This window comes from Pseudomonas sp. B19125 (assembly GCF_044218855.1).
GTDB lineage: Bacteria > Pseudomonadota > Gammaproteobacteria > Pseudomonadales > Pseudomonadaceae > Aquipseudomonas > Aquipseudomonas edaphica.
In genome coordinates, this window is record NZ_CP162589.1 from 1,844,734 (window position 1) to 1,867,233 (window position 22,500).

Genomic DNA, 22,500 nt, shown 5'->3' on the forward strand with positions numbered 1-22,500 from the left:
AACAAACATCATGCCTTCGATAACCGTAGAACCCTGCACCTTTGCCCTGTTTGGCGCCTTGGGTGATCTGGCGCTGCGCAAGTTATTTCCTGCCCTCTACCAACTCGATGGCGCCGGGCTGCTGCACGACGATACGCGCATCCTGGGCCTGGCCCGTGAAGCCGGTTCCGAGCAGGAGCACCTGGCCCATATCGAAAAAGAACTGCGTAACTACGTCGGCAAGGAACTCGACGAAGCTGTGGCCGCGCGCTTCCTGGCGCGTCTGGCCTACGTGCACGTCGACTTCATGAAAGCCGATGACTACGTCGCTCTGGCCGAAAAAGTCGGCAGCGACCAACGCCTGATCGCCTATTTCGCCACCCCGGCGGCGGTGTATGGCGCGATCTGCGAGAACCTCGCCAAGGTCGGCCTGGCGGACAACACCCGCGTGGTGCTGGAAAAACCCATCGGTTCGGACCTGGAATCCTCGCGCAAGGTCAACGACGCCGTGGCGCAGTTTTTTCCGGAAAACCGCACCTACCGCATCGACCACTACCTGGGCAAAGAAACCGTACAGAACCTGATTGCGCTGCGTTTCGCCAACAGCCTGTTCGAAACCCAGTGGAACCAGCACTACATTTCCCACGTGGAAATCACCGTGGCCGAGCAGGTCGGTATCGAAGGCCGTTGGGGTTACTTCGACAAGGCCGGCCAACTGCGTGACATGATCCAGAATCACTTGCTGCAGCTGCTGTGCCTGATCGCCATGGACCCACCGGCCGACCTGTCCGCCGACAGCATCCGTGACGAGAAGGTCAAGGTGCTCAAGGCGCTGGCGCCGATCAGCCCGGAAGGCCTGACCACCCAAGTGGTGCGCGGCCAGTACATCGCCGGCTACAGCGCCGGCAAGCCGGTGCCGGGCTACCTGGAAGAAGAGAACTCCAACACCCAGAGCGACACCGAGACGTTCGTCGCCCTGCGTGCCGATATCCGCAACTGGCGTTGGGCTGGCGTGCCGTTCTACCTGCGTACTGGCAAACGCATGCCGCAAAAGCTGTCGCAGATCGTCATTCACTTCAAGGAACCGTCCCACTATATCTTCGCCCCCGAGCAGCGCCTGCAGATCAGCAACAAACTGATCATCCGCCTGCAGCCGGACGAAGGTATTTCCTTGCGCGTGATGACCAAAGAGCAAGGCCTGGACAAGGGCATGCAACTGCGCAGCGGCCCGCTGCAACTGAATTTTTCCGACACCTATCGCAGCGCACGGATTCCCGATGCCTACGAGCGGCTGTTGCTGGAAGTAATGCGCGGCAATCAGAACCTGTTTGTTCGCAAAGATGAAATCGAAGCCGCGTGGAAGTGGTGTGACCAGTTGATCGCCGGGTGGAAAAAATCCGGTGATGCACCCAAGCCGTATGCGGCGGGGTCCTGGGGGCCGATGAGCTCAATTGCACTGATCACGCGGGATGGGAGGTCGTGGTATGGCGATATCTGAATTGAAACTGCCTCAGGGCGTGACAGCCCATGAGTACCGCACGCCGGTGTTGCTGGCCGATGGCCTGGCCACTGACGTGGCCGAGCAACTGCGCGCGGCCATCAGTGCCCGTGGCGAAGCGACCCTGGTCGTGTCCGGTGGCCGCAGCCCCGTGGCGTTTTTTCAGAACCTGGCCAAACAAGGCCTGGACTGGTCCAAGGTCACCATCACCCTGGCCGACGAGCGCTGGGTGCCGGTGGAACATGCCGACAGCAATGCCGGCCTGTTGAAAAAGTATTTGCTCCAGGGCCCGGCGGCCAAGGCCAAGTTCCTCAGCCTGTACAACGTTGCCGCGAACCTGGAAGACGCCGCCGAACTGGCCGATCGCCAGTTGGCAGAGCTACCCGCGATCGATGTGCTGGTACTCGGCATGGGCGATGACGGCCACACCGCATCGCTGTTCCCCAACAGCCCCAACCTGGGCGAGGCGCTCAAGCCTGACGGCACGCGCCGTTGCTGGCCGATGCTGGCGCCGACTGTGCCGCACCAGCGCCTGACCATGAGTCGCGCGCTGCTGGCCACGGCCCATTACACCGTGCTGTCGATTTCCGGCAGTTCGAAATTGACCACCTTGAGCGCCGCGCTGGCCAGTGACGACGTTGCTGCCATGCCGATTCGCGCGTTTTTGCAACCTACTTTAGAGATTTACTGGTGCCCATGAGCCAAGGATCAGCCGCTATGAAAAGCCCTCAACCGACCGTGTCCATGGCGGACAAAGTTGCCCTGATCGACAGCCTCTGCGCCAAGGCGCGGATCCTGCCGGTGATCACCATCGCCCGCGAACAGGACATCCTGCCGCTGGCCGATGCCCTGGCAGCCGGCGGTTTGACCGCATTGGAAGTGACCCTGCGCTCCGAGTTCGGCCTCAAGGCCATTCAGGTACTGCGCGAGCAACGCCCTGAACTGTGCACCGGTGCCGGCACCGTACTCGACCGCCACATGCTCGAAGCGGCCGAGGTTGCCGGTTCGCAGTTTATCGTCACCCCCGGCATTACCCGTGACCTGCTGGAAGCCTCGGTGCACAGCCCGATTCCGCTGTTGCCTGGCATCAGCAATGCTTCCGGCATCATGGAAGGCTATGGCCTGGGTTATCGCCGCTTCAAGCTGTTCCCGGCCGAAGTCAGCGGCGGCGTGGCTGCAATCAAGGCCCTGGGCGGCCCGTTCGGCGAAGTTAAATTCTGCCCAACCGGCGGCGTTGGCCCGGCCAACATCAAAAACTACATGGCGTTGAAAAACGTGATGTGCGTGGGCGGTAGCTGGATGCTGGACCCTGAATGGGTCAAGAACGGCGACTGGGCCCGTATCCAGGAAGTCACCGCACAGGCGCTGGCACTGCTGGACTGATCTGATTTACCGAATCGTTGTTGCTGTGCTTAACGGCATTTTTGCGGTGCACTTGGTCGGTGTACCGCTTTTTTTTGCCTGCAAAAAACTCACATTCAACTCCGATCAACTGTGGGAGCTGGCTTGCCTGCGATAGCGGTGGGTCAGGTTAGGATGTTTCTACTGATACACCGCCATCGCAGGCAAGCCAGCTCCCACAGTTTTAGTCCGTGCTTAACTCAGTTATTGCGTTGACCAACACATCGATGTCTGCCGCCGACGTCACCAGCCCAGGCGTCACCCGAATACAGGTTCCAAACGCCGCACCCGTGCGCGTGGTGGTAAACAGGTCGTACTCCTTGAGCAACCGATCCGCCATCGCCGTCTGATCCCGCCCAGTAAACTTGAACGCCGTAATCGCGCAATACAGCCGCGGATCATCCGGTGTCAGCACCTCAAGCCCCGGCAACCCGCGCACCTGGCTGACCCAGCGATCACGCAGGTAATTGACGCGCGCGCCCTTGGCCGCCGAGCCGCCGAGGTTGCGATGTTCCTCCAGTACCAACGGCAAGGTCATCAACGCCGGAAAATTCGGCGTGCTGTAGGAGGTGCGCGCACGCACGTCGCTGGCGGGGTAGTGAAACTCACCCATGTCCGGGTCGATATCGGCCAGGCGCTCCGGGGCGATGTACAGGAAGCCCAGGGTCAGCGGCGCACCGATCCATTTATGCAGGTTGAACCCGGCGAACTGAATGCCCAGTTCGGCGAGGTTGAAGTCAATCTGGCCCAACGCATGGGCGCCATCAAGAATCACGTCCACGCCATGCCCACGGGCCGCTTTAGCGATGGCTGCGACCGGCATCACCAGGCCGGTGCGGTGGGTGACATGGGTCAGCGCCATCAGCTTGAGGCGCGGGTACTGCACGAACGCATTGCGATAGGTCTGCACCAGGCTGTCGAAACTGGCCGGGTGGGCGTGGGCAAGTTCGACTACCTCCACACCGCGAACACCAGCCAACCAACGCATGGCACCTTTGACCGTGTCGTACTCCAGATCACTGATCAGCACCTGATCGCCTGGTTGCAGGCCGTTGTAGTTGCGGATCAGCGATTGCAGAGCCTCGGTGGCGTTGCGGGTGAAAGCGATCGCCTCCGGGTCGGCATCGATCAGCCCGGCCAGTTGCTGACGGATCTCGACATTTTCACCTTGCTCGAAGCGCTGACGCACATACAGCGAGTTGCTGCGGTTAATAAAGGCCACATGCTCCAGATACTGCGCCTGCACAGCACGGCTCATGCGCCCGAAGTAGCCGTTTTCCAGATTGATCGGGCCAGGCTCCAGCTCATAGCGCTGGGCGATGGCGTGCCAGTGACATTCGTTGTCTGCATTCCTTGGCATAGCGTGGGCTCTTAATGGCGGGGGGCAGGTTTGCCGTGTTTTACGCGCAGCGGCTCCAGCAGTTCGGACAGGCCGTTGTGGTCGATTTCCTGCATCAAAGCGAGCAAACCGCCCAGCTCGCCGTGAGGAAAACCCTCACGGGCAAACCAGTTCAGGTAGGGGCCGGGCAGGTCGGCGATGATGCGTCCCTTGTACTTGCCGAAGGGCATTTCGCGGGTGATCAGCAATTCGAGTTTTTCGGGGTTCATGGGCTTCAAGGGTTGGCGTCGAGTCCTTGGAAAATACAGGCATTCTGCATGAAGGCCAAATGACAGATCATGCAAATAACGTACATACAGATGGTTCAATATTTTGTAAGTAGCTGATATATATCAATAAATTAATTTTTCAAAACCTGGCACGGGCGCTGCAATCATTAAGACAACCTTCTAACCTGCACAAGGAATTGAAAAATGACTGACATCAACAAAGAATCGATCTCCGTACTCAACGACCTGATCGAAACCAGCAAAGACGGCCAGAAAGGCTTCGCGACTTGTGCTGAAGACATCAAGCATCCTGAGCTCAAGGCGCTGTTCCAGAAACGCTCCGCCGATTGCGCCACTGCCGCAGCCGAGCTGCAAACCGCCGTGCGTGCCCTGGGTGGCGATCCGGAAGAATCCGGTTCGGTTGCCGGCGCTCTGCACCGTGGCTGGGTCGACGTGAAGTCGCTGGTCACCGGTAAAGATGAAGAGGCAGTACTGAACGAAGCCGAGCGCGGTGAAGACCACGCCCTGAAGGCTTACAAGGAAGCGATCGAGAAAATCAACAAGCACAACCTGCTGGGTATTCGTGACCTGGTTGAGCGTCAGTTCCACGGCGCACAACGTAACCACGACCAGGTGAAAGCCCTGCGTAACCAGGCTCGCGCTAACTCGTAAGCACATTGCTGTAATTGCTTATGCTGTAACTGCCTATGCTGTAACTGAATGTGGGAGCTGGCTTGCCTGCGATAGCATCACCCCGGTGTAACTGATACGCCGAGGTGTGTGTATCGCAGGCTAGCCAGCTCCCACATTTGCTTTGTATTGATTTCGAGATTTCTATCAGCCAATGCTGATCGGCGGCAGCTCAGTCAACGTAACAACCTGTTGCTTGCGCGGCGCAAGAATTTCAGCCTCACCGTCCACCACCAGCTCATCGCGCTGGTTGAAGACGCGCGTGGCGATGCGCACACGAAACTTGGGCAACTTCTCCAGGATCTCCAGGCGCACGGTCAAGGTGTCGCCGATTTTTACCGGCTTCTGGAAGCTCATCTGCTGGCCGATGTAGATAGTGCCCGGCCCAGGCAGCTCGCACGCTACCGCTGCACTGATCAACGCGCCGCTGAACATGCCGTGGGCGATACGCTCCTTGAACATGGTCGCCTTGGCGTACTCGGCATCCAGGTGCACCGGGTTGTGGTCGCCGGACATCGCCGCGAACAGCTGGATATCGCGCTCTTCGACGGTCTTGCTGTAGCTGGCGGTCTGGCCGACTTCGAGGGCTTCGTATGGGGTGTTGGTAACCTGGGTCATCTAAAGGTGCATCCTGTGGCTAATCGGTAATTTAATAGATTGATTTTAAAGGAAAAAGTTATTCGCAGCGCGCCGGCCTGCGTAACGTCAAGGCCTGGTCGAGCCACTTCAGAACATCCGCTGTCACGTCATCGCGGTTGGTTTCGTTGAACACTTCATGACGCGCCTGCGGGTAGATATTCAATTGCAGGTTCTGGCAACCAGCCTCACGCAGGGCATGGGCCAGGCTTTTGAGACGTTTGCCTTCACTTACCGGATCACATTCGCCGCCCATTATCATAATTGGCAGGCCCGGATCGATCTGTGCGAGGTTGGACGCTTTGCTGATTTGCTGCAAGCCGCCGAGCAAGTCGATCCACAACTGGTTGGTGCAGCGAAAGCCGCACAGCGGGTCATTGATGTACTTGTCCACCTCCAGCGGGTCGCGGCTTAGCCAGTCAAACGCGGTGCGGTTGGGCTTGAATGCCTTGTTGAATGAGCCGAACGACAAAAAGTCGATCAATGCACTGCGCCCGCGCAGGCCTTGGCGTGCGCGCTCCAGTCGGGCAATGACGCCGGCGGCGCGGTACAGCGCCACCGGCTGGTAATTCGAACCGCTGAGAATCGCCCCATTCAGGCTCGCGCTATGGTGCAGCAGGTACGCCTGGGCGATATAGCTGCCCATGCTGTGGCCCAGCAAGATGATCGGCAGGCCCGGCTGCTGCTGGCCGATGTGCTGGTTGAGGCTGGCGAGGTCGCCCACCACTTTATTCCAGCCATCCTTTTCGGCGTACAGGCCCAGCGTGCCTTCATCGGCGGTGCGGCCATGGCCACGCTGGTCCGGCGCGTACAGGCCGTAGCCGGCTGCGCACAGCGCTTCGGCCAGGCGTGCATAGCGCCCGCTGTGTTCGGCCATGCCGTGGGACAGCATGATCATGGCCTTGGCGGGCCCGTCCGGCAGCCATTGATTGACGTACAGGCGGCTGCGGTCATTCGCGGTCAGCCAGAAGGTGCTGTGATTCATAGCGCTTCCTTTGCTCAGGGTCGTTGCAGTGTATAGCTCATCTGGCCGGGGCTGGTGTATCTGCCTACACGTTAGGGGCAAGATTCATACAATAAATGACACAGTTGCGCGTATTTGCCTGTTTGGCCATAGCTGCTAACGTCCCCAAAGCTCCGCTTTTTATACCAATGAGAAAGCGGCCGGACACACTCAGGTACGAGGACAAGAATAATGCAACCTGATTTCTGGAATGACAAACGCGCGGCGGGCGTTCCCAATGATATCGACCTCACTACCTACAAATCGGTGATCGAAGTCTTTGAACGCTCCTGCAAGGCCTTTGCCGACCGTCCGGCGTTCAGCAACATGGGCATCACCCTGACCTACGCCGAGCTTGAGCGCCAGAGTGCCGCGTTCGCCGGCTACCTGCAAAACCACACCGACCTCAAGCCTGGCGAGCGCATCGCGGTGCAGATGCCCAACGTGCTGCATTACCCGATTGCGGTGTTCGGCGCGCTGCGCGCCGGGTTGATCGTGGTCAACACCAACCCGCTGTACACCCCGCGTGAGATGCGCCACCAGTTCAAGGATGCCGGCGTGCGTGCGCTGGTCTATCTCAATTTGTTCGGTTCGCGGGTGCAGGACGTGTGCACCGACACCGAGATCGACTACCTGATCGAAGCCAGGATGGGCGACTTCATGCCCGCCGCCAAAGGCTGGCTGGTCAACACCGTGGTCGACAAGGTCAAGAAAATGGTCCCGGCCTACAGCCTGCCACGTGCGGTGTCGTTCAAGCGCGCCTTGCGCATGGGCGCGGGCCAGGCGGTGGTTCGCCACCCGGTGACGCTGGATGATATCGCCGTGCTGCAATACACCGGCGGCACCACCGGCCTGGCCAAGGGCGCGATGCTCACCCACGGCAACCTGGTGGCGAATATGCAGCAGGCGCGGGCGTGCATGTCCCAGGTCACCGATGACGGCCAGCCGCTGGTGAAAGAAGGGCAGGAGGTGATGATTGCGCCGCTGCCGCTGTACCACATCTATGCTTTTACCGCGAACTGCATGTGCATGATGGTGACCGGCAACCACAACGTGCTGATCACCAACCCGCGTGACATCGGCGGGTTTATCAAGGAGCTGAAAAAGTGGCGGTTCTCCTGCTTGCTCGGGTTGAACACGCTGTTCGTGGCGCTCATGGATCACCCCGACTTCAAGACCCTGGATTTCTCCCATCTCAAGATCACCAATTCGGGTGGCACTGCGCTGGTCAAGGCCACCGCCGAGCGCTGGAAGGCTCTCACCGGTTGCTCCATCGGCGAAGGTTACGGCCTCACCGAAACCTCGCCGGTGGCCAGTACCAACCCCTACGGCAGCCAGTCGCGGCTGGGCACCGTGGGCATTCCGGTGCCGGGCACGGCGATGAAAGTGATTGATGATGAAGGCCGCGAGCTGCCCCTGGGCGAGCGCGGCGAGCTGTGCATCAAAGGCCCGCAGGTGATGAAGGGTTACTGGCAGCAACCCGTGGCCACCGCCGAGACCCTGGACGCCGAAGGTTGGCTCAAAACCGGTGATATTGCGGTGATCGACACCGATGGTTTTGTCAGCATCGTCGATCGCAAGAAAGACCTGATCATCGTCTCGGGCTTCAATGTGTACCCCAACGAGATCGAAGACGTGGTGATGGCGCATCCAGCAGTGGCCAACTGCGCGGTGATCGGCGTACCGGACGAACGCACCGGCGAGGCGGTGAAGCTGTTTGTGGTGGCGCGCGCCCAAGGTGTGAGCGTTGATGAGTTGAAGGCGTACTGCAAGACCAACTTCACCGGGTACAAGGTGCCCAAGCACATTGTGTTGCGTGAGTCGTTGCCGATGACGCCGGTGGGCAAGATTTTGCGCAGGGAGCTGCGCGACATCGCCTGATGTGAAATGCAATAAAAAATGTGGGAGCTGGCTTGCCTGCGATAGCCATGTATCAGTCACCCGATTTATCGACTGATTCACCGCTATCGCAGGCAAGCCAGCTCCCACATTGCTGTTTATCGCTCCGTAAAGCCCATTCCAGAGCGATTTCCTGGCTTATAGAATCTTTGCTCTAAAAATGACCATTAGATATTCTTGAGTCATGTTTATGACTGTAGGGCCTTCTTTTGGCTCTAGGCGGCCCTTGGCAAAGCTGCTACTCTCGGCGCGCTTTGTGACTTCTCGGCCTGCTTGAAAGCGCCAGATTCACCTAAAAAAACATACACCAATAATAATCGCATCAAATGCGATGATGAATTCGCGTCGCTGAGGAGTGGGCTTCCATGAACGAAGACTTTTGGAAGGATAAGTACCCCGCCGGGATTGCTGCAGACATCAATCCAGACGAGTATCAGAATATTCAGGCGGTACTGAAACAGTCCTGCCAGCGCTTCGCCGACAAACCGGCTTTCAGCAACCTGGGCAAGACCATCACCTACGGTGAACTCTACGAATTGTCCGGCGCCTTCGCCGCCTACCTGCAACAGCATACCGATTTGAAGCCCGGCGATCGAATCGCCGTGCAACTGCCCAACGTCCTGCAATACCCGGTGGCCGTGTTCGGTGCCATCCGTGCCGGGCTGATCGTGGTCAACACCAACCCGCTGTACACCGCGCGGGAAATGGAACACCAATTCAATGATTCCGGGGCCAAGGCCCTGGTCTGCCTGGCAAACATGGCGCACCTGGCTGAAAAAGTCGTGCCCAAGACTGCCGTCAAGCACGTGATCGTCACCGAAGTCGCTGACTTGCTGTCGCCGTTCAAGCGCCTGCTGATCAACAGCGTCATCAAGTACGTGAAGAAAATGGTCCCGGCCTATCACTTGCCCAAGGCGATCAAGTTCAACGACGTGCTGGCCAAGGGGCACGGCCAACCGGTTAACGACGCCAGCCCCGCCAGCGGCGATGTGGCTGTGCTGCAATACACCGGTGGCACCACCGGCGTGGCCAAGGGCGCGATGCTCACCCACCGCAACCTTGTCGCCAACATGTTGCAGTGCAAGGCGCTGATGGGCTCCAACCTCAACGAAGGCTGCGAGATCCTGATCACACCGCTGCCGCTGTACCACATCTATGCGTTCACCTTTCATTGCATGGCGATGATGCTGATCGGCAACCACAACATCCTGATCAGCAACCCGCGCGACCTGCCGGCGATGGTCAAGGAACTGTCGAAGTGGAAGTTCAGCGGCTTTGTCGGCTTGAACACGCTGTTCGTGGCGCTGTGCAATAACGAGGCGTTCCGCAAGCTGGACTTCTCCGCACTCAAAGTGACCTTGTCGGGCGGCATGGCCCTGCAACTGGCTGCGGCTGAGCGCTGGAAAGCCGTGACCGGCTGTGGCATCTGTGAAGGTTACGGCATGACCGAAACCAGCCCGGTGGCCACCGTCAACCCGATCCAGCATATTCAGATCGGCACCATCGGCATTCCGGTGCCTTCCACCCTGTGCAAAGTCATCGCCGACGATGGCACCGAGTTGGCGCTGGGCGAAACCGGCGAGCTGTGTGTGAAAGGCCCGCAGGTGATGAAGGGCTACTGGTTGCGCGACGACTCCACCGCCGAAATGCTCGACAACGAAGGCTGGTTGAAGACCGGTGACATCGCGATCATCCAGCAAGACGGCTACATCCGCATTGTCGACCGCAAGAAAGACATGATTCTGGTCTCCGGTTTCAACGTCTACCCCAACGAACTGGAAGACGTGCTGACAAGCCTGCCGGGCGTGCTGCAATGTGCGGCCATCGGTGTGCCGGATGAAAAATCCGGTGAGCACATCAAGATCTTTATTGTGGTCAAGCCAGGGGCGACCCTGACCAAGGACCAGGTGATGGAACACATGCGCGCCAACGTCACCGGCTATAAGGTGCCCAGGGCCGTGGAGTTCCGTGATGCATTGCCGACCACCAACGTGGGCAAGATCCTGCGCCGTGAGTTGCGCGATGAAGAGCTGAAGAAGCTGGGCCTTAAAAAGTAACCGATAAAAAACCCCGCTGATGCGGGGTTTTTTTTGGCCCGAACTGGAATGCAGTCCAATGTGGGAGCTGGCTTGCCTGCGATAGCGGTGGATCAGCTAGCCCAACTGTGACGGGTATACCGCCATCACAGGCAAGCCAGCTCCCACATTGTTTTACCGCGTTCTTACAAGGCGAACTGCGCGAAGCCCACGCCAGCACCTGCCGGGCGCACATCCTTCAAGAACGAATCCTTATCCGCGCTCAGCTCCAGGGTAATCTCCGGCTTGCGCTTGCCCGCGTTGCGCACCACCAACCCTTCGATGTGTTCGCGCAGGAACGCCGTCGGCACCTTCAGGTGCAGCAACTGGTCAGTCTCGGCGTTGTGCATCAACAAGTGAACCCACTCGTACTGGCCCACACCAATGCGCACCAGCGGCAGGTCGAACCACCAGATGTTGCGTTTGCTGTCCAGGTCGGTGAAGTGGCAGTTGTTGACGCCGAGTACTGCACCGCCCAGTTCCTGGTTTCTGCGGGCGATGGCCTGTGCTTTATTGAGTTTCATAACCTTCCTACGGGATCTGTTATTCAGCGTTATAGCCTGAATGTGCCGGGCATTCTCGTGGGTTGGCGGCAAAACATAAAGCCAAACCTGTCGCCGGCGATGAAATGCGCGCTGAAAATAATTGAAACTCTGCCGAACGGCCTCGGGTCAATCTTTAGGTAATGACCAAAACCCTTGATTGTTCTTTCGGAGAAATACCATGAGCAGCACATCGGATAAGGCAAAAGGTTTGAAAGATGAACTTGTCGGCAACATCAAGCAAGGTGTCGGCAAAGTCACCGGCAATGACAAGCTGCACGCTGAAGGCGTTTTGCAGGAGAAGAAAGGTCAGGTCGAAAAAGCCGTCGGCGACACCAAAGATGCGGTAAAAAAAGCCGTCAAGTAACACTGAATCGCCGGCTGGATTCATGCAGCCCGACGGCCATCTACGGATGGCCGTTTTTATGTGAAGCGTGCAACTAAAGTTTGGAAATTGTTTCAAAGTCGCCAAATGGGCTACTTTGATGTAGAAAACGGCCCCTGAGTCGCCCACGACCTCACCCTTTTGCGGCGAAAGGAGACGCTATGATTTTTCCGGTACTAGACGGCCTCAAGCTCCACAAAGTGCTGCTGCGCACCGTCAAGGAATTCGTCGATGACGAAATGCCCACCTACGCCTCGGCACTGGCCTACCAGATGCTGTTCTCGCTGTTTCCCTTCCTGCTGTTCCTCATTGCCCTGATCGGCTTCCTGCACCTGCCGGACTTTTTCACCTGGCTGCGCATGCAGTCGGAACTGGTGTTGCCGCCCCAGGCGCTGGAGCAGGTCAACCCGGTGATCGACCAGTTGCAGCAGTCCAAGGGCGGTTTGCTCTCGGTGGGTATCGTGATCGCGCTGTGGACCGCCTCGGCCGGCGTGCGCCTGATGATGAGCGCGATGAACGCCGCCTATGACGTGGTCGAAGGCCGGCCGATCTGGAAGCGCTTCCCGCTGTCGATTTTCTACACTGTCGGCATCGCCGGCATGTTGCTCGCTGCTGCCGCACTGATGGTGCTCGGCCCGCAAGTCATGGAATGGCTCGCCGGGCAGATCGGCATGCAGGAATTCGTGGTCACCTTATGGACCATCCTGCGCTGGCCCTTGATCGTGATTTTGCTGATGTTCGCCGTGGCCCTCATGTACTACGTGATGCCCGATGTTGAGCAAAAATTCCGCTTTATCACCCCAGGCTCAGTGCTGGCCGTGGTGGTGTGGATCATCGCCTCGCTGGGCTTTGGTTATTACGTCAAAACCTTTGCTGACTACAACGCGATGTATGGCAGTATCGGTGCGATCATCGTCCTGCTTCTGTACTTCTATATTTCCGCCGCTGTGTTGTTGCTCGGCGCGGAGATGAATGCCGTGATCGAGCACATGTCGGCCGAAGGCAAGGACCCAGGTGAAAAGGAATTTGATGAAGACAGCCACACGAATGAAAAACAGCACGTCTCAGGCCTGGGCCGGGACCACTCCAAGCCCACTACCGATGAAGTCTGATCGATGATCCGTGAAATCCTGAAAATGGGCGACGAGCGCCTGCTGCGCATCGCGCCACCGGTTCCGCCGGAAATGTTCGACAGCCCTGAGCTGTGGCAGTTGATTGATGACATGTTCCAGACCATGGAGCACGTCGGCGGTGTCGGCCTGGCCGCGCCGCAGATTGGTGTGGACCTGCAGCTTGTTATCTTTGGTTTCGAGGCCAGCGAACGCTACCCGGATGCGCCGCCGGTGCCGCAGACCATCCTGATCAACCCGCTGATCACGCCGCTCAGCCCGGTGCTCGAAGAAGGTTACGAAGGTTGCCTGTCGGTGCCCGGCCTGCGTGGCGCGGTGGATCGTTACCAGCAGATTCGCTACGAGGGTTTCGATCCCAAGGGCGAGCCGATCGTGCGCGTTGCCGACGGCTTCCATGCGCGGGTGGTGCAGCATGAATGCGATCACCTGATCGGCCGGTTATACCCCTCGCGGATTACCGACTTCAGCAAATTCGGGTTTATCGAAGTGATGTTCCCGGATATGGATCCAAACGCTGACGAGTAACCCTCAGGCACACTGAGATAAAAATGTGGGAGCTGAGCTTGTGTGGGAGCTGGCTTGCCTGCGATAGCATCGCCTCGGTGACACTGATAAACCGAGGTGCCTGCATCGCAGGCAAGCCAGCTCCCACACAAGCCAGCTCCCACATTTGGAATGCATTCCAAACAGAGTTATCGGGCGGGTTTAACGAACCGCAACGTCATCCGATCCGACTCGCCAATCGCCAGATACCTGGCCTTATCCTGCTCCCCATACCGCAACGACGGCGGCAATGTCCACACGCCGCCCGGGTAGTCCTTGGTGTCCTTGGGGTTGGCATTCACCTCGCTCTGCCCGGCCAGCTTGAACCCGGCGTCCGTCGCCAGCTTCACCACTTGCGCCGTGGTCAGGTAGCCGCTGTCCTTGATCGCTTCCAGGTCCGCGCCGTCTTTGGCCCGGTGATCTTCCACGCCCAGCACACCGCCTGGTTTGAGCACGGTGTAGAACGCGCTGAAGGTCGCTGGCGCGGTGCCTGCGTCTACCCAGTTATGCACATTGCGAAAGGTCAGCACGGCGTCCACCGAAGCTGGTTTGCCGAGCACCGGGGCCTTGGGGTTGAACTCGACGACTTCGGCCTTGGCATAGCGCGCAGGGTCGGCGGCGAATTTGTTTTTCAGGTTCTGTTCGGACGTCGCAGCATAAGCACTGCTGCTGGCAGCTTGCACGGCGGCGATGTAATGCCCGTGGTCCTTGAGCAGCGGCGCGAGAATTTCGCTGAACCAACCGCCACCCGGGGTGATTTCGATCACGCTCTGTGTGGCGCTCAGGCCGAAGAACTCCAGGGTTTGCTGCGGGTGGCGGTAACCGTCACGCGCGCTATTGGCCGGGTCGCGCCAACTGCCGGCCAGCACGCTGGCGTATTGCTCGGCGGTAATCGGCGCATTCGCTGCCTGGCTTAAAGCCGGAGCGAGGAGGGCGGTAAGAGACAGCGCTGCAAGCGTGGTTTTCATGATCATCCTGTAAGGGGCCACTGTGCTGTCGAGGCTAGCACGGGCCTTGCACGGGCCGATCACACATTATCCGCAGTGGACCTCACTAAAAGGTCTAAGCCCATGGCGATCATTGGCTTGTTGCGTTTGTAGCGCGCCAGGCGCTCACCCAGCGATTGGGGCAGGGTGGTTTCCTGGGTGAAACCCATACGTTGATAGAGCCCTTCCAGCTGCGGATGACACAGCAACCACACCGTGCCTTCCACATCGGCCACTGCCGCAGCAATCAACCGCGCCGCCAGCCCGTGGCCGCGATAGGCCGGGTCAACAAACACGCCGGTCAGCCATTGCCCTCCCACCACAGGCGTAAGGCACAACCCGGCGACAATCTCGCTGTCACGCGCCACCCACAAGCGGCCGCCCTTGAGGGCCTTCATCGGCGAATTATGGCGGCGGTAAAACTTGTTCAGCAGCGGCCACAGTGGCTCTGCCAGCAGTTGGATGTGCAGTTCGGGCATGGTGTTTGAGCAACGTAATCAAGGGCCGCCGATTATAAGCGCCTTCTGCCGGGCAATAGGTGGTATACCCAGTGTTACATCCCCTTCACGTGGAGCATGCATCATGGCCAAAGGTATGGATTCAAAGAAAGCCGCGAAGAAAAAGCCGGCAAAGACCGCCGATGAAAAACGCGCCGACAAAAAAGCCAAAAAGACTGAAACCGGCCTGTTCGGTCACTGAGTTACAAGCTTAGAACCAAACGATCTGCAAGATTTTTGCGCCTCACTGCACAGAGCAGGAAACACCTGCTCTGAGCTACCGATGGCCAACTACCTTGATCTGACCCAACGCCGGGAAATCGAAGCCCTGGCACGCAGTTTTACCGCAGTCACCGAATGGCCGACCTGGCTGTTGCTGATCGGCGTATATACCGGCTGGTTCGCCGTGATCCTCGCCAGCCACTGGCTGGGCCTGTGGCTGAGCACGGTGTTGCTGATCCCGTTGGTGACACTCTGGCTGTCGGTGCAACACGAATTGCTGCATGGCCATCCCACCCGTTCGCCCCTGATCAACAAACTGCTCGGCTACGCGCCGTTTGCCGTGTGGTATCCCTACACGCTGTACCGCGACAGTCACCTGTTGCACCATAACGACGAAGACCTGACCCTGCCGGGCATCGACCCGGAAAGCCGCTACCTCAATCAACACCAGTGGGATAACAGCTCGTTGCTCAAGCGCGGCGTTCACTGGCTGACCAAAACCCTACTGGGGCGTTTTCTGCTGGCATCGCCGCTGGCCATCGCCCGATTGGCGCGTCATCAACTCCGATGCCTGCCCCAGGTGTGGCCAATGTGGCTGGCCCACGGCGGCGTGACAATCCTGATGCTCGGCGTTATCGCCCACTCCAGCGCCATCCCGGTATGGCATTACCTGCTGCTGGTGACCGCGCCAGCCTTGTCCCTGGCGTCGATCCGTTCCTACTATGAACACCGCCCACACGCGCAGCCGGAACAGCGTACGGTGCTCAACGAAGCGTCATGGCCGTGGACCTGGCTGTTCCTCAATAACAACCTGCACCTGGTGCACCACGACTTGCCCAAGTTGCCCTGGTATCTGCTGCCCACGGTCTACCGGGCGCGACGTGAACAATGGGTCGCGCGCAGTGGCGGCTTTCTGGTGCAGGGTTATGGCCAGTTGATCAGCCGCCACGGCCTCAAGGCCATCGACAGCCCAAGGCACCCTTTTGCGTGAGAGACGACCATGAGTGACCACTACGCCGAGCTGCGGATGTACGTCGCGCCCGCAGCGGTGCAACAGGCCAACCAAGCGTGGCTGACGCGTATTTTTGAGCGCCTGAACCTGACGCGCCGTAACGCTGACCACCTCGACCTGCACGGCCTGTGGCTCGCGCCCGAGCTGCTGGTGACGCAAACCTGTGGCTACCCGCTGATGACCCAACTGCGCGGCAAAGTGCGCGTGATCGGCCGCCCGCGCTATGAGCTGGCCCACAGCAGCCAGGGCGAACATTGCAGCCTGCTGCTGACCCGCGAGGACAGCTCGCTTAACGAACTGGCGGACTTCTACGACAGTCGCGGCGTGATCAACGGCCACGACTCCAACAGCGGCATGAACCTGCTGCGTGAACGCCTGGCCCCGCTGCAACGCGACGGCCGTTTCTTCGCCAGCGTCGGCATCAGCGGCGCCCACCGCGAAAGCCTGCGCTGGCTGCGCGAAGGCCGCGCCGACCTTGCCGCCGTCGACAGCGTGACCTACGACTACCTCGCCCGTTTCGCCCCCGAAGAAGTGGCGGGGCTGCGCACCGTCACCCGCAGCGCACCGAGCCCGACCTTGCCCTTTATCGGCCCGCTGCACTTGAGCGATGAGCAAGCGGCGCACATTCGTGAGGTGATGAATCAGGCGTTGCAGGATTTACCGCACGTGGTCGCAACCCTGGGCATCCAGGCAGTTCTGCCTGCCAGCGAAGACGACTATCAAGTCCTGCTGAACTATCAACAAGCCGCCGCTACTGCCGGCTACCCGCACCTACGCTGATCGTGCGAACAATCGGTTATATAAGAATGAATTTTAAATATTATTAAAGAATAAGCGGCCTTGCTAGGATCGCTCCACCGGAACACCGGACATAACGCGCAACCTTCTCAGATGGAGCCACTATGTCCGGCGCCGACACTTCTCACAGCGATTACGTGGGCGGATTGTTCCGCAGTCATTACGACTGGCTGTGCAGCCGTTTGCACCGCCACCTCGATTCCCGCGCACACGCCGAAGACATCGCCGCCGACACCTTCGTCCAACTGCTGAGTTCGCCCGGCGTGCTGCCGATTCGTCAGCCCCGCGCCTTGCTCACCACCATCGCTCAGCGTTTGATGTACCAACTGTGGCGTCGCCGTGACCTGGAACGCGCTTATCTCGGCGCCCTGGACAACGACGAAACCTGCAACGCACCGTCGCCTGAAGACCTCGCGCAAATGCTCGAAGCCCTGCAGGCCCTCGACCAATTGCTCGACGGCTTGCCGGCCAAGGTCAGGGCGACCTTTTTGCTTTCGCAGCTCAATGGCCTGACGTATCCCGAGATCGCCGCCAAACTGGGGATTTCCCAACGCTCGGTCAGCGGCTACATGGCCCGCGCCCTCAACCGTTGCCTGCGCCAGACGCCCGGCCAGCCATACAGCTACACGCGGCTCAGTTATGACTTTTAAACAACTTGAGTGGCACACCGATCCAGTGTGGGAGCTGGCTTGCCTGCGATAGCGATGTTGAAGCCACCATTGCCATCGCAGGCAAGCCAGCTCCCACCGTTGATCTCCTGTGTTCCGGAAAATGAGGTTCTGCATGAAAACAATTAAAAACCTGCTCGGTGGCTCGCTGCTGGCTCTCGCTGTCCTGACGCAGCCAACCCAGGCCGCCGAGGCCATCAAACCCATCCACTTCGGCGACATCACCTGGGAAAGCGGCAGCCTGATCACCGAAGTGCTGCGCCTGATCGTCGAGAAAGGTTACGGCCTGCCCACCGACACCTTGCCAGGCAGCACCGTGAGCCTGGAAGCCGCCCTGGCCAAGGACGACATTCAGGTGATCGGCGAAGAATGGGCCGGGCGCAGTCCGGCGTGGGTCAAGGCCGAGGCCGAAGGCAAAGTGTTCGGCCTGGGCGACACGGTCAAAGGTGCCACCGAAGGCTGGTGGGTGCCTGAATACGTGATCAAGGGTGAGGCCGAACGCGGCATCAAACCGCTGGCGCCGCAGCTTAAGTCAGTGGCTGACCTGGCGCGCTACAAGGACGTATTTCGCGACCCTGAAGACCCGAGCAAAGGCCGCTTCCTCAACAGCCCCACCGGCTGGACCTCGGAAATCGTCAATAGCCAGAAGCTCAAGGCCTATGGCCTGACCGATACCTTCGTCAACTTCCGCACCGGTTCCGGCGCGGCGCTGGATGCTGAAGTGGCCTCCTCGATCCGCCGTGGCAAACCGGTGTTGTTCTACTACTGGTCGCCGACGCCACTGCTGGGCCGCTTCAAGCTGATCAAGCTCGAAGAACCGCCTTTCAACGGCGACGCCTGGAAAACCCTGGCCGACGCCAACAACCCGCACCCCATTGGCACCCGTTCGATGCCTGCACACTTGGCGATTGGTGTGTCGGCGCCGTTCAAGGCGCAGTACCCACAGTTAGTCACCTTCTTTGAAAAAGTCGACCTGCCGATCGACCTGCTCAACGGCATCCTTGCGCAAATGAGCGAGAAACGTGAACAGCCGCGCCAGGTCGCGCTGGCGTTCCTCAAAGAGCAGCCGCAAGTGTGGCAGCAATGGGTGCCTGCGGATGTCGCGGCCAAGGTCAAAGCTGGCCTGTAGCTGATCGTTCCCACGCTCCGCGTGGGAATGCATCCCGTGACGCTCTGCGTCACGATTTTAGAGCGGGGCGCGGAGCGTCCCTGGCGGCATTCCCACGCAGAGCGTGGGAACGATCGGAGGTAACAATGATGGTTAAGTTTTTCAGTGTGGTTCTGGCTTCACTTGTGTTTTCGGCAGCGGTGTCTGCGGCCGAACCGTCCACCTTGCGCATCGGCTACCAGAAAAGCTCGGTGAGCATGGTACTGGCCCGTGAGCACAAACTGTTCGAAGAGGCGCTGCCCGGCACCCAGGTGCAGTGGACTGAATTCCTCGGCGGCCCGCCACTGATCGAAGCGCTGAACGCCGGCAGCCTGGACATTGGCAATATCGGCGACATCCCGCCGATCTTCGCCCAGGCCGCCGGCATCGACTTGCAGTACTTCGCTGTCGAGCCCAATGAAGGCAAAACCGAAGCGGTGCTGGTGCCCACAGCCAGCAGCATCCAAAGCGTGGCCGAACTCAAGGGCAAGCGCGTGGCGCTGCTCAAGGGCTCCAGCGCACACAACCTGTTCCTCAAAAGCCTGCTGCGCGCGGGCTTGCAGTGGAAGGATGTGAATGTGGTGTACCTGTCGCCGTCCGACGGCCGCGCAGCGTTTGAACAAGGCAAAGTCGACGCCTGGGTGGTGTGGGACCCTTACTACTCGGCGGCCGTGGTCGATGGCTCCGCCCGCGTATTGGGCGACGGCCAGGGCCTTAACCCGGCGGGCAGTTTCTTTGTGGTCAACAGCCCGTTTGCCAAACAGTACCCGCACGCCGTCGCCACCATCATCAAGACGCTCGGCAAGGCCCAGCGCCTGTCCCTGGACCAGCCCGAAGAAAGCATCGCCTTGATGGCCAAGACCCTGGGCCTGCAACCGGCGGTGGTCAAAAGCTACTTCGAACACCGCTCGCCGGAGCCGATTCGCCCGTTGCAGGCCATCGACATCGCCAACCAGCAACGCACTGCCGACCTGTTCTTCGCCAACGGCCTGATCCCGAAAAAGGTCGATGTGCAGCAAATAGTCTTCAAGGCTCTAAACCAATGAACATCAACTGTGGGAGCTGGCTTGCCTGCGATAGCGCTGGCCCAGACAGCACATCATTGCCTGACACACAGTCATCGCAGGCAAGCCAGCTCCCACAGTGGATTGCATTTCAGGTCATGGATTTTCAGCGGCCAGTGCCGCAGTCACGGCAGGCCGTGCGCCAACGCGTTGCATAAACGCCGTCAACGCCGGCCACGGCTGCAGATCAATGTCATGAACCGCCGCCCAGCGCAGCAGCACAAACAAATACGCATCCGCTACCGAGTACTGCTCGCCCAGCAAATAATCCTGACGCTCCAGCGTCTGCACCAGAAACTCAAAGCGCTTGAACAACTTGGCCACAAACGTGGCTCGCACTTCGCCTTGGATCGCCGGGTTGAAGAAAATCCCCAGCCCGCCGTGAATCTCGCTGGCGATGAAATTCAGCCATTCCTGCAAACGCACACGCTCCCAACTGCCATTGGCCGGGGCCAACTGGGCGGCGGGTTTCAGGTCGGCCAGGTATTGCAGGATCGCACTGGCTTCGGTCAGCACCTGGCCGTTATCCAGTTGCAGCGCCGCCACATAGCCCTTGGGGTTTATTTGCAGGAAGTCTGCGCCATCGGCAGTGGTTTTGGCCTTGTTATCGACCCGTACCAAGTCGAACGGCAGCGCCAATTCGCGCAGCACGATATGGGGGGCGAGGGAACAGGCATTCGGGGAGAAATACAATTTCATGTGGGGCTACTCGGTTGAATTTGCGCCAGTCTCGCGGGCATGGCACCGTGGGTAAAATTAAACCTTCAGACCCCACCCATAAGGACAGCTACTGCCATGATGAACCTGATGCACTGGCGCTTGCTGGTGGCCGTGGCCGATCAAGGCAGCATTACGGCGGCTGCCGAGCAAGTGGGCATGACCCAGTCCGCCGCCAGCCAGGCCATGGCCAACATGGAGGCGACTTTGGGTGCGCAATTGTTCACGCGCGAGCCGCGCAAGACCTTGCCCACCGCGCTCGGGTTGAGTGTGATCGAACAAGCGCGCGTGATGATGGGGGCGTTGCAGGCGATTCGTACAACGGTCGACGACGCTCGGCCGCTGCTGCGTGGGAGTATTCGCATCGCCAGTTTCCCGATGGTGATGGCGACTTTTCTGACGCCGCTGCTGCAGCGTTTTCGTCAGATGAACCCCGGTATTGAAGTGACCACGCTGGATGTCACGGACAGCGAAGTGCTCACCTTGCTTGACGCCGGCCTGATCGACCTGGGCGTGGTGCTCAACCCCAGGCCCGAGCGCAACGCCAGCGTATTGGGGCGAGATTGCTGGATGGCCGTGTTGCCGACCGATCATCCCTTGGCGCAGCGCCCGGCCAACGCCAGCGTGTCGTTTGAGGCGCTGCTGGAGCAACCCTTTGTACTTGCCACCGGCGGTTGCACCGCCAGTGCCCGCAGCTTGGCGGGCGCTGCGGGGCTTACCCTGCGCGATATTCGCGTGGAAGTACGCGAGTGGAACAGCGCCTACAGCCTGGTACGCGAAGGCGTCGGCGTCACGCTGGTACCTGAAATGGCCTTGCCGGTAAAGCGCAATGGCTTGCGCGTGATGCCGCTGACCGTCCCGCTGTATCGCGAATTTGCCTTGGTCGGCTCGCCCGCCCGGCCGCCTTCAGCCGCGGCAAGCGCATTGTTAAAAATGCTGGCTGACTAGTGGCCTTGCATAGCGCCAAGCCCTGTCTATGCTCACCCAGAACCGTTGATGACGTTTGGCATATAAAGCGTTTCGGATGGTTATTTCCCCATGAAGGTTAGCCAGCACTATCCAAAAAATGAATGGAATGCGCCTTTCAGGCGCCGGGAATCAAGGGTGATCTGACCATGTTCAACCGCCATCACAAATCCGACCTGCAAGAAATCGAACGTTTCTCCTGTGCCCTCACCGAAGCCAACGCCAAACTCGCCGCCATCAGCCGTTCCATGGCAATGATCGAGTTCGACCGCAACGGCATCATCCTCGATGCCAACGACAACTTCTGCACAGCCATGGGCTACAAGGTGGAGGAAATTCGCGGCAAGCATCACCGCATTTTTTGCGAGGATGCCTACACCCACACCGAGGCCTACACCAAGCTATGGCGTGACCTGGCGCGGGGCGAAGCACTCAGCGGCACCTTTATGCGCCTGAACAAGCGTGGCGAAGAAGTGTGGCTCGAAGCCAGTTATATGCCGGTGCTCGACAGCAACAACCAGGTGCAGAGCGTGATCAAAGTGGCTTCGGATATTTCGGCGCGGGTCCACCATGAACATGAGAACCAGAGCCTGATCGACGCCATCAGCCGTTCAATGGCGGTGATCGAGTTCACGCCCCAGGGCCAGATTCTCAACGCCAACGACAATTTCCTGCGCACCGTGCAGTACTCACGCGAAGAAATCATCGGCCAGCACCACAGCATGTTCTGCCACCGTGCCGAGGTTGAATTGCCGGCCTACAAGGCGTTCTGGGCCTCGCTCAACCGTGGGGAATATCATTCCCATCGCTTCGAGCGTAAGAACAAATACGGCAAGACCCTGTTTCTGGAAGCGTCCTACAACCCGATTTTCGACACCAACGGGCGCCTGTACAAAGTGGTGAAATTCGCCAGTGACATCACCGACCAGGTCACCACCCTGCGCACCGCCGCCGATTCGGCGCATGCCACCTCGGTACAAAATGATGCCTGTGCGCGCAAAGGTTCGGAGGTGGTGCAGCAAACCGTGCAGATC

General features: G+C 59.4%; 23 protein-coding genes and 1 pseudogene. 16 read left to right on the forward strand and 8 right to left on the reverse strand.

Translation table 11 applies throughout. The annotated features are described in order from the left end of the window. The first annotated feature begins 10 nt into the window (after positions 1-10). The 3 genes from zwf to AB4P96_RS08420 are packed head-to-tail and all read left to right on the forward strand — an operon-like array spanning position 11 to position 2,860. Complete coding sequence (gene zwf / locus AB4P96_RS08410) at positions 11-1,477, forward strand: glucose-6-phosphate dehydrogenase (protein WP_099550450.1); 1,467 nt, start codon at positions 11-13, stop codon at positions 1,475-1,477. Next, a complete protein-coding gene (gene pgl / locus AB4P96_RS08415; protein WP_026013851.1) occupies positions 1,464-2,177 on the forward strand; it encodes a 6-phosphogluconolactonase in 714 nt (237 codons plus the stop codon). Before zwf ends, pgl begins: the two co-directional genes overlap by 14 nt. Before the next feature lie 17 nt (positions 2,178-2,194). Continuing rightward, positions 2,195-2,860 (forward strand): bifunctional 4-hydroxy-2-oxoglutarate aldolase/2-dehydro-3-deoxy-phosphogluconate aldolase, encoded by a 666-nt coding sequence (locus AB4P96_RS08420; RefSeq protein ID WP_026013852.1) that lies wholly within the window; start codon positions 2,195-2,197, stop codon positions 2,858-2,860. A gap of 202 nt (positions 2,861-3,062) precedes the next feature. On the opposite strand, the gene AB4P96_RS08425 is transcribed toward AB4P96_RS08420, so the two are convergent. Together AB4P96_RS08425 and AB4P96_RS08430 are read right to left on the reverse strand one after the other, a co-directional pair. Next, positions 3,063-4,238 (reverse strand): aminotransferase class V-fold PLP-dependent enzyme, encoded by a 1,176-nt coding sequence (locus tag AB4P96_RS08425; RefSeq protein ID WP_395600669.1) that lies wholly within the window; start codon positions 4,236-4,238, stop codon positions 3,063-3,065. Between the two features lie 11 nt (positions 4,239-4,249). Then, a complete protein-coding gene (locus tag AB4P96_RS08430; RefSeq protein ID WP_017139191.1) occupies positions 4,250-4,486 on the reverse strand; it encodes a DUF3820 family protein in 237 nt (78 codons plus the stop codon). 204 nt (positions 4,487-4,690) lie between these two features. On the opposite strand from AB4P96_RS08430, the gene AB4P96_RS08435 reads away from it, so the two are divergent. Next, positions 4,691-5,158, forward strand: coding sequence for a PA2169 family four-helix-bundle protein (locus tag AB4P96_RS08435; protein ID WP_017139192.1), 468 nt, complete (start codon positions 4,691-4,693; stop codon positions 5,156-5,158). 165 nt (positions 5,159-5,323) lie between these two features. Here the strand turns inward: AB4P96_RS08435 and AB4P96_RS08440 are convergent, their stop codons facing one another. Together AB4P96_RS08440 and AB4P96_RS08445 are read right to left on the reverse strand one after the other, a co-directional pair. Next, positions 5,324-5,794, reverse strand: coding sequence for a MaoC family dehydratase (locus AB4P96_RS08440; RefSeq protein ID WP_003175719.1), 471 nt, complete (start codon positions 5,792-5,794; stop codon positions 5,324-5,326). A 58-nt stretch (positions 5,795-5,852) separates the two neighbouring features. Further along, positions 5,853-6,797 carry an alpha/beta hydrolase gene (locus AB4P96_RS08445; RefSeq protein ID WP_099550453.1) on the reverse strand — a complete coding sequence of 315 codons (945 nt, stop codon included), beginning with the start codon at positions 6,795-6,797 and terminating at the stop codon, positions 5,853-5,855. A gap of 210 nt (positions 6,798-7,007) precedes the next feature. Between AB4P96_RS08445 and fadD2 the strand changes: the two genes are divergently transcribed. Beyond that, positions 7,008-8,696, forward strand: coding sequence for a long-chain-fatty-acid--CoA ligase FadD2 (gene fadD2 / locus AB4P96_RS08450; protein WP_017139194.1), 1,689 nt, complete (start codon positions 7,008-7,010; stop codon positions 8,694-8,696). A 383-nt stretch (positions 8,697-9,079) separates the two neighbouring features. Continuing rightward, positions 9,080-10,771 (forward strand): long-chain-fatty-acid--CoA ligase FadD1, encoded by a 1,692-nt coding sequence (gene fadD1 / locus AB4P96_RS08455; protein ID WP_170039766.1) that lies wholly within the window; start codon positions 9,080-9,082, stop codon positions 10,769-10,771. Positions 10,772-10,935: 164 nt separating this feature from the next. On the opposite strand, the gene AB4P96_RS08460 is transcribed toward fadD1, so the two are convergent. After that, positions 10,936-11,313, reverse strand: a complete 378-nt coding sequence (locus tag AB4P96_RS08460) for a hypothetical protein (RefSeq protein ID WP_017139196.1) — start codon at positions 11,311-11,313, stop codon at positions 10,936-10,938. Between the two features lie 199 nt (positions 11,314-11,512). Between AB4P96_RS08460 and AB4P96_RS08465 the strand changes: the two genes are divergently transcribed. The 3 genes from AB4P96_RS08465 (at position 11,513) to def (ending at position 13,371) form a co-directional block, all read left to right on the forward strand. After that, positions 11,513-11,698, forward strand: a complete 186-nt coding sequence (locus AB4P96_RS08465) for a CsbD family protein (RefSeq protein ID WP_017139197.1) — start codon at positions 11,513-11,515, stop codon at positions 11,696-11,698. Between the two features lie 179 nt (positions 11,699-11,877). Continuing rightward, positions 11,878-12,828 (forward strand): YihY/virulence factor BrkB family protein, encoded by a 951-nt coding sequence (locus AB4P96_RS08470; protein WP_017139198.1) that lies wholly within the window; start codon positions 11,878-11,880, stop codon positions 12,826-12,828. Positions 12,829-12,831: 3 nt separating this feature from the next. Next, the gene (gene def, locus AB4P96_RS08475; RefSeq protein ID WP_017139199.1) at positions 12,832-13,371 is read left to right on the forward strand and encodes a peptide deformylase; all 540 of its coding nucleotides are present in this window, start codon (positions 12,832-12,834) and stop codon (positions 13,369-13,371) included. Between the two features lie 167 nt (positions 13,372-13,538). Here the strand turns inward: def and AB4P96_RS08480 are convergent, their stop codons facing one another. Further along, positions 13,539-14,357, reverse strand: coding sequence for a class I SAM-dependent methyltransferase (locus AB4P96_RS08480; protein ID WP_017139200.1), 819 nt, complete (start codon positions 14,355-14,357; stop codon positions 13,539-13,541). Between the two features lie 59 nt (positions 14,358-14,416). Continuing rightward, positions 14,417-14,854 (reverse strand): GNAT family N-acetyltransferase, encoded by a 438-nt coding sequence (locus AB4P96_RS08485; RefSeq protein ID WP_017139201.1) that lies wholly within the window; start codon positions 14,852-14,854, stop codon positions 14,417-14,419. Between the two features lie 301 nt (positions 14,855-15,155). Between AB4P96_RS08485 and AB4P96_RS08490 the strand changes: the two genes are divergently transcribed. From AB4P96_RS08490 to AB4P96_RS08510, 5 genes are all read left to right on the forward strand, one after another. Continuing rightward, entirely contained in the window at positions 15,156-16,085 is a 930-nt protein-coding gene (locus AB4P96_RS08490; RefSeq protein WP_395600670.1) for a fatty acid desaturase, read from the forward strand. A 9-nt stretch (positions 16,086-16,094) separates the two neighbouring features. Continuing rightward, complete coding sequence (locus AB4P96_RS08495) at positions 16,095-16,886, forward strand: phosphate/phosphite/phosphonate ABC transporter substrate-binding protein (RefSeq protein WP_395600671.1); 792 nt, start codon at positions 16,095-16,097, stop codon at positions 16,884-16,886. 122 nt (positions 16,887-17,008) lie between these two features. Then, positions 17,009-17,554, forward strand: a complete 546-nt coding sequence (locus tag AB4P96_RS08500; protein WP_017139205.1) for a sigma-70 family RNA polymerase sigma factor — start codon at positions 17,009-17,011, stop codon at positions 17,552-17,554. Between the two features lie 133 nt (positions 17,555-17,687). Continuing rightward, positions 17,688-18,701 (forward strand): ABC transporter substrate-binding protein, encoded by a 1,014-nt coding sequence (locus AB4P96_RS08505; protein ID WP_395600672.1) that lies wholly within the window; start codon positions 17,688-17,690, stop codon positions 18,699-18,701. A gap of 128 nt (positions 18,702-18,829) precedes the next feature. Then, the gene (locus AB4P96_RS08510) at positions 18,830-19,765 is read left to right on the forward strand and encodes an aliphatic sulfonate ABC transporter substrate-binding protein (protein ID WP_017139207.1); all 936 of its coding nucleotides are present in this window, start codon (positions 18,830-18,832) and stop codon (positions 19,763-19,765) included. A gap of 114 nt (positions 19,766-19,879) precedes the next feature. Here AB4P96_RS08510 and gstA read toward each other — a convergent pair whose 3' ends face one another. After that, positions 19,880-20,482, reverse strand: a complete 603-nt coding sequence (gene gstA, locus AB4P96_RS08515; RefSeq protein ID WP_017139208.1) for a glutathione transferase GstA — start codon at positions 20,480-20,482, stop codon at positions 19,880-19,882. Between the two features lie 96 nt (positions 20,483-20,578). On the opposite strand from gstA, the gene AB4P96_RS08520 reads away from it, so the two are divergent. Both AB4P96_RS08520 and AB4P96_RS08525 read left to right on the forward strand, forming a co-directional pair. Then, positions 20,579-21,448 (forward strand): LysR family transcriptional regulator, encoded by an 870-nt coding sequence (locus tag AB4P96_RS08520; protein ID WP_395600673.1) that lies wholly within the window; start codon positions 20,579-20,581, stop codon positions 21,446-21,448. Between the two features lie 272 nt (positions 21,449-21,720). Next, positions 21,721-22,344, forward strand: a pseudogene (locus tag AB4P96_RS08525) (PAS domain-containing protein); the annotation flags it as partial. Positions 22,345-22,500: the final 156 nt, after the last annotated feature.